We start from the raw sequence: 15353 nt of genomic DNA on the forward strand, positions 1-15353 counted from the left end.
AGGTCAGACCTGCCACTCCGGCGGGAAGCCGGTCCAGCACAGCTCGGTCGGCAGGTGGCGCTGGTCGTTCTGCACCAGGACGGCCGGCGGGCGCCCGGGGGCGTAGCGGATCACGGTCAGACCGGTGTTGGCGTGGTTGATGCCGAGCCAGCGCCAGTCGGGGGCGGCCATCGCGTCCCGCAGCAGCCAGCTGATCAGGAAGGCGTGGGTGACCACCAGTTCGTGCCGGTCCACCGAGCCCGGCACCGGGCCGGTGAACCGCAGGATCGCCTCGCGGGCCAGCGCCGCGCCCGCGGCGGCCTCGGCGGGCGGCACCTCGCCCAGGAAGTCGAGCAGGCCGTCGGCGCAGGCGGCGGGCAGTTCCTCGCGGTCCGGCAGGTGCGGCAGGTAGTCGCCGGCCGCCGCCTCCTCGTCGACCGGCACGCTGCCCAACTGCTCGCCGATCAGGCGCGCGGTCTGCGCCGCCCGGCGCAGCGGCCCGTGGTGCACCGCCGCCAGCGGCACCTCGCGCAGCCGCCGGCCGAGCAGGGTGGCCTGGCGGCGGCCGGTCTCGGACAACCCGCTCCCGTCGGGCAGCGCCTCGCCGTGCCGCGCGAGATAGAGGTAGCGGGTGGCGTGAGCCGTCATGGGGGGTTCCTCACCGTGGTTCTGACGCCGGGTCGCGGCGGGTGGTGCCTGGTGCTGCCGGGGTCGGTGCCGGTCGGGCGGGTTGACGCCCCATCGGTCCCGACAGGGACGCGCCGGTGGCCCGGCCGGTTCCGCCCGCCACGGCGCCGCAGGTCAGCCGGGCCCGGAAAGCCGTCCGGCCGGCCCTGAGCAGGGCCGGCCGGGAGGTGCGGGGTGAGCGTGCGGGGTGCGGGTGGGCGTGCGTCAGGCGTGCGTGGAGGAGCCCGGGCGGACCACCATCAGCACCGTCACCACGGCCCAGAGCAGCGAGAACATCCCGGTGCCCATGGTGAGCTGCTTCAGACTGCCGGCCGCCTTCACCGGGTCCGCGTCGGGCTCGCCGGCCAGCGCGGCGACCACGGCCTGCTGCTTGGGCAGCACCAGGAACATCAGCACCAGCGCGGCCAGCCCGGTGAGCACCAGCGAGGTGATCAGCCAGGGGCTGCCCATCACGCCCATCACCTGCGCGGTGCCGATCCCGAGCACCGGCACGGCGAGCCCGATGCCCGCGTAGACCTGGGTGATCCGGAACAGCACCCGCACCGAGGCCGCCGACTCGGCCGCCCCGGCGCCGCCGCCGTCGGCAGCGGCCAGGGCGGCCTGCGCCTTGCGCGGGAACATGCTCGCCGCGACCGTGACGGGGCCGATCGCGATGATCGCGGCCAGCAGGTGCAGGCTCAACAGGAGTTTGGCCATGAGGATCGACAGCCTTCGTACTACTCGGGAACGGGTGGGCGCCGCCGCAACGTCGCCCGGGGCCGCGGCGCGCCGTTCGCGGGGGCCCGGTCCAGCACGCTAACACCCGACCCCGCAGCCCCCGGCAGTCGGTCGGTCCTTAGCCCGTCCGGGGGAGATTCGGCTGATGATCCCTTCCGCTGCGGTGGTGCCTGCCCGGTGCGGCAGGTGCGGCTGCCTTGGATGACCGGGAGCGCCCCAGCGCGCCACGACCGGTGGGCAGCGGACATCCCGGGGCGAAGGAGGCGATCCTCTGTGAGACAGCAGCGCATGAGACTGCCGAGTCGGGCCGCCCTGCTGGTCGCGGTCACCGTGTCGGCCCTGGCGATCCCGCTGCCCCGGGGTGCGGCGGTCGGGTTCCCCCCGCCGCTGGGCCCGTGCGGCGGCCCCGGTTCGAGCTGCCCGGCGGACTACCCGCCGCCGCACAACGGCGACTTCGTCGGCCGTGATGCCAACATCAACGTCTTCACCGGCGGGGACTACACGGTGGCCGGCCGGGCCGCCGAGGTCGAGGGCCGGGTGGTCACCCTCGGCGACCTGACCGTCAACAAGAACGGCGGCGGCGTCTTCAACATGGCCGTGGTCGGGGTCGGGTCCCGGGTGGTGCCGCCCAACGGCACCGACTTCGTCTCGGTCGGCGGCAACGTCACCGCCCAGCCGACCAACGAGGTCCTGATCGGCGGCTCGGACTCCAGGACCACCGCCTACGGCGACCTGCGCTACGGCGGCACGCTCACCGGCCGGGTCACCCTGGCCGCCCCCGGCAAGCCGGTGCACGACACCAACGTGCGCGCCACCTACGCGCCGCTGCGCACCACCATCGAGGACTTCTCCGCCTGCGCCGCCCAGGCCACCGCCACCGGCACGGTCACCGTGACCAACAGCGAGGCCACCTTCACCGGCGACGGCAGCAGCGCCCGCCAGGTCTTCAACGTCAACCAGAGCCTGGGCGCGGTCGGCCGGCAGATCGGGCTGGTCTTCAAGAACATCCCGGCGGGCGCGACGGTGATCGTCAACATGCTCCCGGACGACGCGGTGATCAGCACCTACAGCGGCACCGGCCTGGCCGGCGACCAGCTCACCCAGCTGCGGTCCAAGCTGCTGTGGAACTTCCCGACCTCCTCGCTGGCCCGGATCACCGGCGGGGCCCAGTTCCAGGGCTCGATCCTGGCCGGCAACCCGAACGGCACCACCACGGTGGAGACGCCCGGTCTCAACGGCCGGGTCTACCTGGCCGGCAACCTGGTGCAGACCGGCAGCGGGGGCTACGAGATCCACAACTACCCGTTCGACGGGGACCTGCCGGACTGCTCCTCACCGAGCCCGAGCCCGTCGCCCTCGCCATCGCCGAGCCCGTCACCCAGCCCGTCACCCAGCCCATCGCCGAGCCCGTCCCCCTCCCCGTCACCGTCCCCCAGCCCGTCCCCGTCCCCCTCACCGAGCCCGAGCCCGACCCCCTCGCCCTCCCCCTCACCGACCGAGAGCGAGTCCGAGTCCCCGTCCCCCACCGCCCCCACGGTGCCCCCGACCAGCAGCACCAGCACCCACCCCATGCCCTCGCCCACCGCCAGCCGCACCGGCTCGCTGCCCGACACCGGCCAGGGCAGCACCGCCCCGCTGCTCGCGGCGGTGGGAGTGCTGCTGATCAGCGGTGCCGGCGTCCTGCTGATCGGCTACCGCCGCCGCGGCCGGCACGGCTGATCCCGGCCCCGCCCGCACGCACGCCGACCGACGACCACGGCGGGTCCCGCCCGAAGAGGGCCGGACCCGCCGTGGTCGTCCGTGGTCACCGCGCTCAGGCCACCGCGCTCAGGTCACCGCGCCGCGCACGTTGAACCGCTCGGCCCGCCACTCACCGCTCGCCAGCACCTCGCCCAGCGCCTGCGCGGCGTCCCAGACCTCGGTGTACGAGAGGTAGAGCGGGGTGAAGCCGAACCGCATCAGGTCCGGCGCCCGGAAGTCGCCGATCACCCCGCGCTCGATCAGCGCCTGCACCACCGGGTAGCCGTCGGGGTGCCGGACCGCCACCTGGCTGCCGCGCCGCTCGGGCTCGGCGGGCGTCACCACGTCCAGCCCGAGGGCCCGGCAGCGCTCGATGAACAGCTCGGTCATGGCCAGGCTCTTCGCCCGCACCAGCTCCAGGTCGACCTTCTCCCAGACCTCCAGGGTGGCCCGCAGCCCGGCCAGCGCCAGCAGCGGCGGGAAGCTGGTGAGGAAGCGCCCGATCCCGCTCGCCGGCCGGTAGCCGCTCTCGAAGGCGAACGGCTCGGCGTGCCCGAACCAGCCGGTCAGCGGCTGTTCGGCGACCTCCTGGTGGCGCGGCGCGACGTACAGGAAGCCCGGCGCGCACGGGCCGGCGTTCAGGTACTTGTAGGTGCAGCCGACCGCGAAGTCCACGTCGCAGGCGGTCAGGTCGATCGGCAGCGCGCCGGCCGAGTGGCAGAGGTCCCAGATCATCAGTGCGCCGGCCCGGTGCACCCGCGCGGTGATCTCCGCCATGTCCAGCAGCCGGCCGGTGCGGTAGTCCACCTGGGAGAGCACCACCACGGCCACGCTGTCGTCCAGGTGGGCGTCCAGGTCGTCGACCGAGGGCAGCAGCACACTGCGCCCGCCCTCGAACAGCCCGGTGACGCCCTCGGCGATGTAGAGGTCGGTGGGGAAGGAGTCCCGCTCGCCGAGCACCGTGCGCCGGCCGGGGCGCAGCCGCAGCGCGGCGGTGAGCAGCTTGAACAGGTTGACCGAGACGCTGTCGCAGACCACCACCTCGCCGGGGCCGGCGCCGACCAGCGGCGCGATCCGGTCGCCCAGGGTGTACGGGAACTCGGTCCAGCCGTGCTTGTTCCAGCTGGTGATCAGGTCCTGGCCCCACTCCTGCTCGACGGTGCGGCGCACCGTCTCGGGGGTGCGGGCGGGCAGCACGCCGAGCGAGTTGCCGTCCAGGTAGACGGCGCCCTCGGGCAGCAGGTACTCGGCCCGGAAGGCCGCCAGCGGATCGGTCGCGTCCAGCGCCAGGCACTGCTCGCGGGAGCTCGGCACCTGCACTCGGGGCTCGCTCACAACACTCCTCGCACGGTCCACAGTTCGGGGAAGACGTCCTGGTCGGCCGCGGCCTTCAGCCAGCTCAGGCCGCTGGAGCCCGCGGTGCCGGGCTTGGCGCCCATCGAGCGCTTCACCGCAGCGTAGTGCCGCTGGCGCCAGCGCGAGACCCGTTCGGCGGTGTCCAGCAACGCCTCGGCCAGCAGCACCAGTTCGGTGTGCCGCGGGTCGGTGTAGACGGTGTGCCAGGCGGCCTCGACGGCCTCGCTCGGCTGGTACCGGGAGGTGGCGACCTCGGCGGCGACCGGGAAGCCGCGGCGCGCCAGCAGGGCCACCACCTCGTCGTACAGGCTCGGCTCGGCCAGCGCCCGGGCCAGCTCCTGCTGGGTGGCCGGCACCTCCTGGTACATCCCCAGCAGCCGCTCGGACTTGTTGCCGAGCAGGAACTCCAGCTTCAGGTACGCGGAGGACTGGAAGCCGGAGGCCTCGCCGAGCACCGGGCGGAAGGCGCTGAACTCCACCGGGGTCAGCGTGGCCAGCAGGTCCCAGGAGTTGTTCAGCACGTCCTGGACGTTGGCGCCGCGGCGCAGCGCGGCCACCGCGGCCGGCAGGTCGTCGGCCCGCAGCGCGCCCCGGGCCAGCTGCCACTCGTGCCGCAGCAGGTCGAAGAGCAGCTCCATCACCTGGGTGGCGACGATGAAGGACAGCTCGGCCTCCACCGAGCTGCGCGGTTGCTGCAGGGTGTGCAGCACGTCGAGGCGGGCGTACCGCTCGTACGGCGTGGCACCGGTGGTCGCCGGGTCGGCGAGGTCACGGGTGCGGTCGAACGCCAGGTTAGGCGTCTGGACACTGGGCCGGGCCATTGGTCTCGTTCCCCCTCGGTGGCAGGTGGGGACTATTGTGCGGCGGGCGACCGCGCTCTTGAATGGGCATTGACGCCCTGATCAGCGCCCTGGCCTTGCGTTCGCAAGGAGTTTCCCCGTTCCCGCCTGCCGCCCGGAAAGGAGCCGTCCTGCCATGGCCCTCGATGCCCTGGACCGCCGCCTGCTGGCCGAGCTGCAGGCCGATGCGCGGCTCTCCTACAACGAGCTCTCCCGCCGGGTCAGCCTCTCCGCGCCGGCCGTCGCCGAGCGGGTGCGCCGGCTGGAGGCGGACGGCGTGCTGCGCGGCTACCACGCGCACGTCGACCTGGCCCGCGCCGGGTTGCCGATCACGGCGCTGGTGCAGGTGCAGTGCTACGGGCCGCGCTGCGTGCTGCGCGACCCCACGGTGGCCGAGTGGCCCGAGGTGCTGCAGTTGCACCGGGTGACCGGCGGGGCCTGCTGCGTGCTGCTGGTCGCGGTGCCGGAGATGGTGCAGTTCGAGGCGCTGATCGACCGGCTGGCGGCCTACGGACAGCCGAGCAGCTCGATGATCCTCTCCAGCCCGGTGCCGTGGCGGGCGGTCACCCCGCCCTGAGCCCAGGTCGCCGGCCGGGCTAGTACCCGCCCGACTTGGTCAGCGGCACCCCCAGCCCCGCCAGCCCCTGCAGGAACAGCTCCACGCCGACCGCCGCCAGCAGCAGCCCGAGCAGTCGGGAGAGCACCTCCAGCGAGGTCTGGTGGGTGCGCATCAGCAGCGGGGCCAGCACCAGCACGCTGACCAGGTTGATCGCCACCACCGCCAGGTACGCGCCGGACACCGTGAACCGCCAGCCCCAGCCCTCCTTGGTCAGCGACTCCACCAGCACCGCGGTCATCGCCAGCGGGCTCGCCACGTACGGCAGCAGCAGCTCGCGCACCCCCTCGGCCAGCGGGTTGGTCAGCGCCTGCTCGTCGTCGTCGCCCCCACCGCCCAGGTGCAGGCCGAGCACCAGCCCGACGGCGTAGATGAAGAAGATCACCCCGCCGGCCAGCTGCAGCGACTCGTCGCTGACGTGGAAGAAGTTGGTCACCGCATCGGCCAGGAACGCCATCAGCACCCCGACGAACGCGGCCAGCAGCGAGCTGACCCCGACCAGCCGGCGCATCTCCGGCAGGCTGCGGGTGCGGCTCAGCTGGGCGTAGGCCAGCAGCACCTTGGGCGGGCCGACCACGGCGAAGAAGGTGACGAAGGTGCTGCTCAGGTTCAGGACCGACATGCCCCCAGCATGGGCGAGACCACCCGTCCCGGCTCCGCGGGCGTCCCCCGGATGGCCCGTCCCCGGTCGAGGAGCGCCGGAGGGTCGGCTGGGATGGGAGGCAGCGACAGAGGAGATGAGGACGACATGGGCTGCTGCGTGAACCGCACCGACCTCGGGCTGCTCGCCCTGCGCACCGCCGTCGGCGGCGTGCTCTTCGCTCACGGGACCCAGAAGCTCTTCGGCTGGTTCGGCGGCGGTGGCCTGGAGGGCACCGCGCAGGGCATGGAGGCGATGGGGTTCAAGCCCGGCGGGCAGAGCGCGCTGGCGGCCGGCCTCGGCGAGGCGGGCGGCGGCGCACTGCTGATCGCCGGGCTGGCGACCCCGGTGGCCGGGCCGGTGGTGGCCGGCACCATGGTGGGCGCCGCCGCGGTGCACTTCCCGCACGGTTTCTTCGTCACCAAGGGCGGCTACGAGTACCCGGCGCTGCTCGGCGTCTGCGGCCTCTCGCTGGGCATCGCCGGGCCGGGACGGCTCTCGCTGGACCAGCTGACCGGCCACCGGCTGAACCGCCCCTGGCTCGGCGTGCTGGCCTTCGGGGCGGCGGCGTTCGGCGCCTTCTCGGTGGTCTGCAAGCGCGAGCGCGGGCTGCGCGACGCGGCCGCCCGGGCGATGGAGGGGGAGCCCGAGTAGCGGCCGGGGACGAGCCCGGGTGACGGCCCGGGAACCGGCTGGTGAATTCCGGCCCCGACCCGCTTGGCGTCTACAGATGTGTAGTACGTTCTCGCGGGGAGGGGCCTGAGGTCGTGTCCGCACGCCTCGGTACGCTGGCGCTCTCCGAGACCCCCGTACCAGTGCTGAAGGTGTGCGATGTCCCTGACCTACCCGGAATCCATCGGCGTGGGCCTGCTGCAAGGCGTCACCGAGCTCTTCCCCGTCTCCAGCCTGGGTCACAGCATCCTGATCCCGGCGCTGATCGGGGGGAGCGTCAAGAACGACCTCAACCTCACCACGCCCAACTCGCCGTACCTGTCGGTGCTGGTCGCCCTGCACATGGCCACCGCGCTGGCCCTGGTGGTGTTCTTCCGCAAGGACTGGGTCCGGGTGGTGCGGGGGCTGTTCAGCTCCATACGCGAGCGCCGGATCCAGACCAGCGAGCAGCGGCTGGCCTGGCTGCTGATCTGCGGCACCATCCCGGTCGGCCTGGTGGGCCTGGTCGCCGAGAAGGCGCTGCGCAACGCGCTCGGCAACCCGGTGGTCGCGGCCTGCTTCCTGGCGCTGAACGGCTTCGTGCTGCTCGGCGCCGACCGGCTGCGCCGCGGCGGCGGTGGCCGCCGCCGCGCCGGCCAGCAGCTCGCGCACACCCCGGGCGTGGACCCGGCGGTCGAGTCGGACCGCCGGCTGGCGAAGATGGGCATGCGCCAGGGCACCTGGATCGGCGCCGCCCAGATCCTCGCCCTGCTGCCGGGCATCAGCCGCTCCGGCGTCACCATCAGCACCGGCATCCTGCGCGGCCTCAACCACGAGGACTCCGCCCGCTTCGCCTTCCTGCTGGCCACCCCGGTGATCGGCGCGGCCGCCATCCTCAAGATGCCCGAGCTGCTCAAGCCGGAGAACGCCGGGCTGCGCGGCCCGATGCTGGTCGGCTCGCTCTGCGCCTTCGTGGCCGGCTACATCTCGGTCCGCTTCCTCACCAAGTACTTCGAGAACCGCAGCATGACCCCGTTCGCGGTCTACTGCATGCTGGCCGGCGCCGGCAGCGCGATCTACCTGGGCCTCGGCCTCTGACCGAGGCCGGTTGACGCCCCCTCACCCGGCTGCGCCGCCCCGCTGGCGGGGGCGACCGCACGCACCCAGGGTGAGGCCATGGACCTCCACCGCACGACCGCCGCCCCGCTCGCCCTCGCGATCGGGGCGGTGCTGTCGGTGGCCGGCTGCTCTTCCGGCGCCAAGGGCGGCGCCGCGGCCTCCGTGGCGAGCGGCGCGGCCGGCTCGGCCGCCTCCGCGCTGCAGTCCGGCGCCGCCTCCGCCATCTCCCAGGCCGCCTCCGCGGCGAACAGCCTCTCCTCCTCCGCCGCCTCGGCCCTGGCCTCCGCCCAGTCGGCCGCCGCCTCCGCCGTGGCCGGCGCCACCAGCGGGCTGGACGCCACCGCCGACGTCACCCTGGGCGCGGTCGCCCCGGCCTCGGACCACCGGGTCCAGGTCCCGCTCACCGTGACCAACCACCAGTCCGGCGCCGAGCGCTACACGATCCAGGTGGACTTCAAGGACAGCGGCGGCAAGCTCCTGGACGTCACGGTCGTCCAGGTCCCACCCGTCCAACCGGGCAGCACGGCCACCGCCACGGCCACCAGCAACCTCCCGCTCACCGGCACCGTCACGGCCGGCGTCGACAACGCCCTGCGGTACTGAGCGGGGGACTCACCCGGAAGGGTGGCCCGGGTGGCGTTCCCGCCCGCTAGCCTGGCGGTGTCGGTGAGGATCGCCCCATGGGAGGAACCATGACTGCCGTACCCGACTGGCTGCGCCCGCCGGTGGACGGGTTCACCGCTGACGACCTCGACCGCCTGCCCGACCTCCCGCCGCACACGGAGTTGCTCGACGGGAGCCTGATTTTCGTGAGTCCGCAGAAGTACTTCCACTCTCTGGCAATGTCCCTGTTGGAGACGAGTCTGCGGGCCAGCGCACCGGACGACGCCAGGGTGACTCGTGAAATGACGGTCACCCTGGGGGAGCGTGACCGCCCTGAGCCTGACATCGTGGTCATCCGGGCCACCGCCGCCCGGGCCGGCCGGAAACAGACCGGATTCCAGGCCGCCGACGTGCTGCTCGCCGTCGAGGTGGTCTCTCCGGACTCGCGGATCCGTGACCGTGAGGTCAAGCCGCGCAAGTACGCCCGGGCCGGGATCCCGCACTTCTGGCGGGTGGAAGAGGACGAGAACGAGTATCCCGTCGTCTACGTCTACGAGTTGGACCCGGCCGCCGAAGGCTACTCGCTGACGGGCATCTTCCACGACCGCTTGGAGACCACCGTCCCCTACCCCGTGGACATCGACCTCACCGCCATCGACCGGCTCTGAGCGCCAGTCCTCAGGTCGGCCGCACCAGTCGGTTCTCGTAGGCGAAGACCACGGCCTGGACCCGGTCGCGCAGGCCGAGCTTCAGCAGGATGCGGCTGACGTGGGTCTTCACCGTGGCCTCGGCGAGGAAGAGTTCGGCGGCGACCTCGGCGTTGGACAGGCCGCGGGCGACCTGGACCAGGACGCTGCGTTCGCGGGTGGTGAGCACCTCGACGGCGCTCTCGGCGCGGTCCGGGGCGCCGCCGTCGGCGGGCAGCTGGGAGGCGAAGGTGTCCAGCAGTCGGCGGGTGATCCGCGGGGCCACCACCGCGTCGCCGGCCGCCACGCTGCGGATGGCGCTGAGCAGTTCGGCCGGCTGGGCGTTCTTCAGCAGGAAGCCGGAGGCGCCGGCCCGCAGCCCGGCGAAGGCGTACTCGTCCAGGTCGAAGGTGGTCATGATGAGCACCTTGGTGTCGGGGAACTCCTCGACGATCCGGCGGGTGGCCTCGATGCCGTCCATGCCGGGCATCCGGACGTCCATCAGCACCACGTCGGGCCGGTGCTCGCCGACCATCCGCACCGCCCCGGCGCCGTCCTCGGCCTCGCCCGCCACCGCCAGGTCCGGCTGGGAGTCCAGCACCAGGGTGAAGGCGACCCGGAGCAGCGGCTGGTCGTCGACCAGCAGGACGCGGATGGTCATCGGGGGCTCTCCTCGGACTCGGGAAGCGCGGCGGGCTCGGCGGCCGGGGCGGGGGCTGGGGCCGGTTCGGGGCCGGGGTCCTCGGGGCCGAGGTCGAGGGTGGCGGTGACCCGCCAGCCGCCCTGCGGCAGCGGGCCGGCGCTGAGCCCGCCGCCGTAGGCGGCGACCCGCTCGCGCATCCCGGACAGGCCGTGGCCGGGTTCGCCGAGCGGGTCGCCGGCGGGGCGGCGCAGCGCCCGGCCGTCGTCGCGGACCTCGATCGAGACGCTGCCCGGCGAGCAGACCACGGTGACCTCGGCCCGGGCCCCGGGGGCGGTGTGCTTGAGGGTGTTGGTGAGCGACTCCTGGACCAGCCGGTAGACGGTCAGCTGGGCGCCGGGGGAGACGGCGCCGGCCGGGCCGGTGAGCCGCAGCTCGGTGGGCAGCCCGGCGGCCCGCACCTGGGCGGTCAGCGCCGCCAACTGGCCCAGGCCCGGCTGCGGGTGGCGCAGCGCGTCCGGTTCGTCGGCGCGCAGCACGCCGAGGAAGCGGCGCATGTCGGTGATCGCCTGCCGGCCGGTCTCGGCGGACTGGCGCATCGCCGCGGTGGCCTTCTCCGGGGAGATCGGGTTGACGTACACGGCGCCGTCGGCGAGCGCGACCATCACCGAGAGGTTGTGGGTGACGATGTCGTGCATCTCGCGGGCGATCCGGGAGCGCTCCTCGGCGACCGCGAGCGCGGCCTGCTGGTCGCGCTGGTGCTCCAGTTCGCGGGCCCGCTCGCGCAGCGCCCGCAGCTGGGCCCGGCGGGCCCGGACGTTGAGGCCGAGCACGGCGGCGGCGGTGGTGGCGCCGGAGAGCATGAAGGCGGCCCGGATCCAGATCTCCACCGGGTCCACCGGGGTGACCACGTGCCGCAGGTTCGAGACCAGCAGGACCACGCCGAGCTCGGCGACCAGGTAGGAGAGCAGGGTCATCCGGCGCGAGCTGTGCGCGGCCACCGTGTAGAGGGCGAGCAGCACCGCGATGTCGGCGGGCATCGCCTGGTAGGTCAGCCACTGCACGAAGGCGACGCCGGCGATCACGCCGAAGACGGTCAGCGGGGCCCGGCGGCGGAAGGTGAGCGGGCCGGTCAGCGCGATCTCGATCACCAGCGCCCAGGGGTGCCCGTGCAGGTCGCGCCCGTGCGCCACGCTGGTGAGGGCCAGCACGGCCAGCGCGAAGACCAGGTCGACGGCGACCGGGTAGCGCTCGTCCAGCAGCCACCCGCGCAACGCCGCCAGCCCCCAGGCGACGCGGGGAAAGCGTCGCCCGAGGGCCGTCGGGAGCCGGTCGAGCGTGGTCATCGCGCCATTGTGCACCGGGAACATGAGCACCGGATGACCGCCGACCCGCCGGGCGGGATCAGGCGTCCCGTCGCTTGAGCACCGCGGCCGCGCCGATCAGGGCGGCGACCACGTAGATCCACAGCACGCCGTAGCCGGTCCACGGGGCGAGCGTGCCGGGGTCCGGGTTGAGGGTGGCGACCGCCTGGCCGGCCGCGCCGGGCAGGTAGGGGCCGATGTGGCTGCTCCAGTTGGCCGGGAGCACCTCGACCAGGGTGGGCAGCACCAGCAGCAGGCCGAAGACCGCGGCGATGCCGCCGGCGGTGTTGCGGATCAGCGCGCCGATGGCGACCGCGAGGATGCCGATCGCGGTCAGGTAGAGCGCGGTGCCGAGCACCGTGCGGGTCACCCCGGTGGCCGAGAGCGTGGTCTGCACGTGGTTGCCGGAGAGCACGGCCTGGCCGCCGAAGAAGGCGACGAACGCGGTGGCCGTGGTGACCACCAGGGTCACCGCGCCGAAGACCGCAGCCTTGGCCCAGAGCACCGGCAGCCGGCGCGGCACCGCGGAGAGCGAGGCGCGGATCATGCCGGTGCTGTACTCGCCGCTGACCACCAGCACGCCGAGCACGCCGACGGCCAACTGGGCGGCCAGGTAGCCGCGCAGGCTGCGGTCGGCCGCGTTGATCTGGAAGGCGCGGTCGCGCACGTCGGGGTGGTTCAGGTGGTCGATCGCGCCGTAGCAGGCGAGCAGGCCGAAGCCGATCATGAAGATCACGGCGGCGATCAGCGTGTAGTAGGTCGAGCGGAGCGTGCGGAACTTGATCCACTCGGCGTGGACCACCCGGGGCAGGGTGACCGAGCCGCCCACCGCGGACCGGGACGCGGCCGGGCTGGTGGGGGCGGGCGTGGCGGTGGCGGTGCTCATGCGGCGGGCTCCTGGACCAGCGTGCGGGGGGCGACGTGGGCGTCGTACTCGACGGCGTCCTTGGTCATTTCCATGAAGGCCTCCTCCAGCGAGGCCTTCTGCGGGGTCAGCTCGAAGAGCGTCAGGCCGTGCTCGGCCGCCAGCTTTCCGATCCGCTCGCTGTCGGTGCCGTCCACGTGCAGCACCCGGGCGTCCTCGCCCTCGGTGACGGACAGGCCGGGCAGCTCGCGCAGCAGCTCGCCGAGCCGGACCGAGTCCGGGGTGCGGACCAGCACGCCGCCGCGCGAGGCCTGCTCGGTGAAGTCGGCCACCGAGGTGTCGGCGATCAGCCGGCCGCGGCCGATCACGATCAGGTGCTCGGCGGTCAGCGCCATCTCGCTCATCAGGTGCGAGGAGACCAGCACCGTGCGGCCCTCCGCGGCCAGCGACTTGAGCAGGTTGCGGATCCACAGGATGCCCTCGGGGTCGAGGCCGTTGACCGGCTCGTCGAGGATCAGCGTGGCGGGGTCGCCGAGCAGCGCGGAGGCGATGCCCAGGCGCTGGCCCATGCCGAGCGAGAAGCCGCCGGCCCGCTTGCGGGCCACCTGGCGCAGCCCGACCAGGTCGATCACCTCGTCCACCCGGGAGCGCGGGATGCCGTGGGTGGCGGCCAGCGCGAGCAGGTGGTTGAAGGCGCTGCGGCCGGTGTGGATGGCACGCGCCTCCAGCATCGCGCCGACCTCGCGCAGCGGGGCGGCGTGGTCGGCGTAGCGGCGGCCGTTGATGGTGGCGTGGCCGGCGCTGGGGGTGTCCAGGCCGAGCAGCATCCGCATGGTGGTGGACTTGCCGGCGCCGTTCGGGCCGAGGAAGCCGGTCACGATGCCGGGGCGGACGCTGAAACTCAGGTCGTGGACTGCGGTTTTGGGGCCGTAGCGCTTGGTCAGGCCGACGGCTTCGATCATTTCCGATCCTCGGGCGAGGGGGGACAGGCGACGCCTCCACGCTAGGGGGCGCCCTGCGCCGTCACGAGCCGCGTGAGGAGGAGCCGTGCGGGGCCGGACTGCGACGCCAGATGCAGTGGGACTACATCCTGAGGCGGACTTTGGTTGATATGCGAAGTTGTGAACCTTAACGGGGCCTCAAACGTGCCGGTGGCCCTTGACCCCGGGGTTGGTCTAGGCCATTTTTGATGATCAGGTGCAGGGAGCCCCTGAGTCACCGTCAGAGCCCTGACTCTGACGGTGGCCCAGGGGCTCGCGCTGCGCGGCGGGACGTGCGGACCCGCGGTGCCGCGGGCCGCCCGGCTCAGCCCTGCGGCGGCTTGGGGGCGATGATCGAGAACGGCGCGCCCTGCGGGTCCCGCAGGGCGGCGATCCGGCCGACCGGGGTGTCCGTCGCGGGGAGGAGCACCGAGGCGCGGGCCTTCACCGCGGCGTCGACCGTGCTGTCCACGTCGTCCACCGCGAAGTAGGTGCCCCAGTGCGAGGGTGTGCCCGGCGGGTGGTTGTCGAGCCCCTGGGCGCCGCCGACGTCCTTGCCGCCGACCTTGAGCATGCTGTACCCGGGCATCTCGGGGGCGGGGGAGATGTCGATGTCGAGGGCCGGCTTGTAGAAGGCGGTGGCGGCCGTCACGTCCGAGGTGTTGAGCTCGTTCCAGATCACCGCGCCGGACTCGTTGACGATCTCCGCGCCGCCGAAGTCCACGGCCTGCCAGACGCCGAAGGCCGCGCCGGTCGGGTCGAGCGCGACGAACATCCGGCCCACCGTGCCGACGTCCATCACCGGGAAGAGCAGGGTGCCGCCGTGCTCGGCGACCTTGGTCGCGGTGGCGTCGGCGTCGGCGCTGGCCAGGTAGGTGGTCCAGACGGTGGGCGGCGGCGGGTTGTCGCCCATCGCCATCGCCGGCCCGATGCCGGCGACCGGCTTGCCGTTCAGGGTGCACACCGCGTAGCCGCCGAACTCGTCGGGGCCGCGCTCGCCCTGCCAGCCGAACAGGTCCTTGTAGAAGTCGATGGCCGCCTGCGGGTCGGGGGCCATCAGGTCGACCCAGCACGGGGTGCCGGGCGGGTAGGGAGTGCTGACCACGGGCATGGGTTGTCGCCTCCAGGCGTGCGGAGTGTGGTCCGGACAGCGGGTTTCGCGTCCCCTCCCACACCCTGCCGCCGCCCGGGGTGCCCCGCCACCCGGCCACGCCGGCTGGGGGTGGCCACCGGGCGTGGGCCGGCCCGGCGGGCTCACCGGACCGCGCGGCGGGCTCAGCCGGTGCCGGTCTCCAGGCGGGTGAGCATCCGCCCGAGCAGCCCGCAGAGCGCCGAGCGTTCCTCGGCGGCGACGTCCTGGAGCAACTCCTCCTCGAAGACGGCGGCCATCCGCATCGACTCCAGCCACTTGTCGCGGCCGTTCTCGGTCAGTCCGATGATCACGCGGACCCGGTTGGTCTCGTCGCGCTCCCGGGTGACCAGGTCCTCGGTGACCATCCGGTCGATCCGGTGGGTCATCGCCGCCGGGGTCAGGCCGAGCCGCTTGGCCAGCTCGCCGGGGCCCAGCCGGTAGGGGCTGCCGGCCACCACCAGGGCCTTGAGCACCTCCCACTCGGCGGCCGTGATCCCGAGCACAGTCAGTTGCCGGTCGTAGGCCACCCCCATCCGCCGGGAGACCCGCGACAGGCTGGAGACGATGGTCTCCACCTGGGGGTCAACGGTGGGGAATTCCCGTTGGTAGATGGCCACTTGCTCGGCGATGTCCAGCTCTGTGCCGGTCTCCGGAGCGGGCCTGGGTGCGGTCATGGGCCTTAGTGTCCCACGCTCCGCTGCAGCCGTTAAGCCTTTGACACGACACTCTTCCAGTCCAT

17 protein-coding genes are annotated in these 15353 nt (G+C 73.3%); 6 read left to right on the forward strand and 11 right to left on the reverse strand.

Going from position 1 to position 15353, the window contains the following annotated elements; translation table 11 throughout:
- Nucleotides 1-3: 3 nt before the first annotated feature.
- Nucleotides 4-627 carry a histidine phosphatase family protein gene (locus tag ACQRUO_RS14295; protein ID WP_428316251.1) on the reverse strand — a complete coding sequence of 208 codons (624 nt, stop codon included), beginning with the start codon at nucleotides 625-627 and terminating at the stop codon, nucleotides 4-6.
- Nucleotides 628-870: 243 nt separating this feature from the next.
- Nucleotides 871-1362, reverse strand: coding sequence for a hypothetical protein (locus ACQRUO_RS14300; protein WP_428316252.1), 492 nt, complete (start codon nucleotides 1360-1362; stop codon nucleotides 871-873).
- Nucleotides 1363-1671: 309 nt separating this feature from the next.
- On the opposite strand from ACQRUO_RS14300, the gene ACQRUO_RS14305 reads away from it, so the two are divergent.
- The gene (locus ACQRUO_RS14305; RefSeq protein WP_428316253.1) at nucleotides 1672-3102 is read left to right on the forward strand and encodes a choice-of-anchor A family protein; all 1431 of its coding nucleotides are present in this window, start codon (nucleotides 1672-1674) and stop codon (nucleotides 3100-3102) included.
- Between the two features lie 108 nt (nucleotides 3103-3210).
- Here the strand turns inward: ACQRUO_RS14305 and kynU are convergent, their stop codons facing one another.
- A complete protein-coding gene (kynU, locus tag ACQRUO_RS14310) occupies nucleotides 3211-4458 on the reverse strand; it encodes a kynureninase (protein WP_428316254.1) in 1248 nt (415 codons plus the stop codon).
- Nucleotides 4455-5300 (reverse strand): tryptophan 2,3-dioxygenase, encoded by an 846-nt coding sequence (locus ACQRUO_RS14315; RefSeq protein ID WP_428316255.1) that lies wholly within the window; start codon nucleotides 5298-5300, stop codon nucleotides 4455-4457. The genes kynU and ACQRUO_RS14315 overlap by 4 nt, the downstream gene beginning before the upstream one ends.
- Nucleotides 5301-5454: 154 nt before the next feature.
- On the opposite strand from ACQRUO_RS14315, the gene ACQRUO_RS14320 reads away from it, so the two are divergent.
- Nucleotides 5455-5895 (forward strand): Lrp/AsnC family transcriptional regulator, encoded by a 441-nt coding sequence (locus tag ACQRUO_RS14320; RefSeq protein WP_428316256.1) that lies wholly within the window; start codon nucleotides 5455-5457, stop codon nucleotides 5893-5895.
- 19 nt (nucleotides 5896-5914) lie between these two features.
- Here ACQRUO_RS14320 and ACQRUO_RS14325 read toward each other — a convergent pair whose 3' ends face one another.
- On the reverse strand, nucleotides 5915-6556 hold the full coding sequence (locus tag ACQRUO_RS14325; RefSeq protein WP_428316257.1) for a MarC family protein: 642 nt from the start codon (nucleotides 6554-6556) through the stop codon (nucleotides 5915-5917).
- A gap of 126 nt (nucleotides 6557-6682) precedes the next feature.
- On the opposite strand from ACQRUO_RS14325, the gene ACQRUO_RS14330 reads away from it, so the two are divergent.
- From ACQRUO_RS14330 to ACQRUO_RS14345, 4 genes are all read left to right on the forward strand, one after another.
- Nucleotides 6683-7228, forward strand: a complete 546-nt coding sequence (locus ACQRUO_RS14330) for a DoxX family protein (RefSeq protein WP_428316258.1) — start codon at nucleotides 6683-6685, stop codon at nucleotides 7226-7228.
- Nucleotides 7229-7405: 177 nt separating this feature from the next.
- Complete coding sequence (locus ACQRUO_RS14335) at nucleotides 7406-8323, forward strand: undecaprenyl-diphosphate phosphatase (RefSeq protein WP_428316259.1); 918 nt, start codon at nucleotides 7406-7408, stop codon at nucleotides 8321-8323.
- Between the two features lie 78 nt (nucleotides 8324-8401).
- On the forward strand, nucleotides 8402-8947 hold the full coding sequence (locus ACQRUO_RS14340) for a hypothetical protein (RefSeq protein ID WP_428316260.1): 546 nt from the start codon (nucleotides 8402-8404) through the stop codon (nucleotides 8945-8947).
- 89 nt (nucleotides 8948-9036) lie between these two features.
- Nucleotides 9037-9615 (forward strand): Uma2 family endonuclease, encoded by a 579-nt coding sequence (locus ACQRUO_RS14345; RefSeq protein ID WP_428316261.1) that lies wholly within the window; start codon nucleotides 9037-9039, stop codon nucleotides 9613-9615.
- 10 nt (nucleotides 9616-9625) lie between these two features.
- Here ACQRUO_RS14345 and ACQRUO_RS14350 read toward each other — a convergent pair whose 3' ends face one another.
- From ACQRUO_RS14350 to ACQRUO_RS14375, 6 genes are all read right to left on the reverse strand, one after another.
- On the reverse strand, nucleotides 9626-10294 hold the full coding sequence (locus tag ACQRUO_RS14350) for a response regulator (RefSeq protein ID WP_428316262.1): 669 nt from the start codon (nucleotides 10292-10294) through the stop codon (nucleotides 9626-9628).
- The gene (locus ACQRUO_RS14355; RefSeq protein WP_428316263.1) at nucleotides 10291-11619 is read right to left on the reverse strand and encodes a sensor histidine kinase; all 1329 of its coding nucleotides are present in this window, start codon (nucleotides 11617-11619) and stop codon (nucleotides 10291-10293) included. The genes ACQRUO_RS14350 and ACQRUO_RS14355 overlap by 4 nt, the downstream gene beginning before the upstream one ends.
- Nucleotides 11620-11677: 58 nt before the next feature.
- Nucleotides 11678-12523, reverse strand: a complete 846-nt coding sequence (locus ACQRUO_RS14360) for an ABC transporter permease (RefSeq protein WP_428316264.1) — start codon at nucleotides 12521-12523, stop codon at nucleotides 11678-11680.
- A complete protein-coding gene (locus ACQRUO_RS14365; RefSeq protein ID WP_428316265.1) occupies nucleotides 12520-13464 on the reverse strand; it encodes an ATP-binding cassette domain-containing protein in 945 nt (314 codons plus the stop codon). Before ACQRUO_RS14365 ends, ACQRUO_RS14360 begins: the two co-directional genes overlap by 4 nt.
- Nucleotides 13465-13807: 343 nt before the next feature.
- Nucleotides 13808-14593, reverse strand: coding sequence for a VOC family protein (locus ACQRUO_RS14370; protein ID WP_428316266.1), 786 nt, complete (start codon nucleotides 14591-14593; stop codon nucleotides 13808-13810).
- Between the two features lie 164 nt (nucleotides 14594-14757).
- Entirely contained in the window at nucleotides 14758-15288 is a 531-nt protein-coding gene (locus tag ACQRUO_RS14375) for a MarR family winged helix-turn-helix transcriptional regulator (protein ID WP_428316267.1), read from the reverse strand.
- Nucleotides 15289-15353 lie beyond the last annotated feature (65 nt).

The organism is Kitasatospora sp. LaBMicrA B282 (assembly GCF_050325825.1).
GTDB lineage: Bacteria > Actinomycetota > Actinomycetes > Streptomycetales > Streptomycetaceae > Kitasatospora.

Coding starts and splice junctions, on each gene's coding strand:
- ACQRUO_RS14295 (WP_428316251.1), bottom strand. CDS start 627: ATGACGGCTCACGCCACCCGCTACCTCTATCTCGCGCGGCACGGCGAG.
- ACQRUO_RS14300 (WP_428316252.1), bottom strand. CDS start 1,362: ATGGCCAAACTCCTGTTGAGCCTGCACCTGCTGGCCGCGATCATCGCG.
- ACQRUO_RS14305 (WP_428316253.1), top strand. CDS start 1,672: ATGAGACTGCCGAGTCGGGCCGCCCTGCTGGTCGCGGTCACCGTGTCG.
- ACQRUO_RS14315 (WP_428316255.1), bottom strand. CDS start 5,300: ATGGCCCGGCCCAGTGTCCAGACGCCTAACCTGGCGTTCGACCGCACC.
- ACQRUO_RS14320 (WP_428316256.1), top strand. CDS start 5,455: ATGGCCCTCGATGCCCTGGACCGCCGCCTGCTGGCCGAGCTGCAGGCC.
- ACQRUO_RS14325 (WP_428316257.1), bottom strand. CDS start 6,556: ATGTCGGTCCTGAACCTGAGCAGCACCTTCGTCACCTTCTTCGCCGTG.
- ACQRUO_RS14330 (WP_428316258.1), top strand. CDS start 6,683: ATGGGCTGCTGCGTGAACCGCACCGACCTCGGGCTGCTCGCCCTGCGC.
- ACQRUO_RS14335 (WP_428316259.1), top strand. CDS start 7,406: ATGTCCCTGACCTACCCGGAATCCATCGGCGTGGGCCTGCTGCAAGGC.
- ACQRUO_RS14340 (WP_428316260.1), top strand. CDS start 8,402: ATGGACCTCCACCGCACGACCGCCGCCCCGCTCGCCCTCGCGATCGGG.
- ACQRUO_RS14345 (WP_428316261.1), top strand. CDS start 9,037: ATGACTGCCGTACCCGACTGGCTGCGCCCGCCGGTGGACGGGTTCACC.
- ACQRUO_RS14350 (WP_428316262.1), bottom strand. CDS start 10,294: ATGACCATCCGCGTCCTGCTGGTCGACGACCAGCCGCTGCTCCGGGTC.
- ACQRUO_RS14355 (WP_428316263.1), bottom strand. CDS start 11,619: ATGACCACGCTCGACCGGCTCCCGACGGCCCTCGGGCGACGCTTTCCC.
- ACQRUO_RS14360 (WP_428316264.1), bottom strand. CDS start 12,523: ATGAGCACCGCCACCGCCACGCCCGCCCCCACCAGCCCGGCCGCGTCC.
- ACQRUO_RS14365 (WP_428316265.1), bottom strand. CDS start 13,464: ATGATCGAAGCCGTCGGCCTGACCAAGCGCTACGGCCCCAAAACCGCA.
- ACQRUO_RS14370 (WP_428316266.1), bottom strand. CDS start 14,593: ATGCCCGTGGTCAGCACTCCCTACCCGCCCGGCACCCCGTGCTGGGTC.
- ACQRUO_RS14375 (WP_428316267.1), bottom strand. CDS start 15,288: ATGACCGCACCCAGGCCCGCTCCGGAGACCGGCACAGAGCTGGACATC.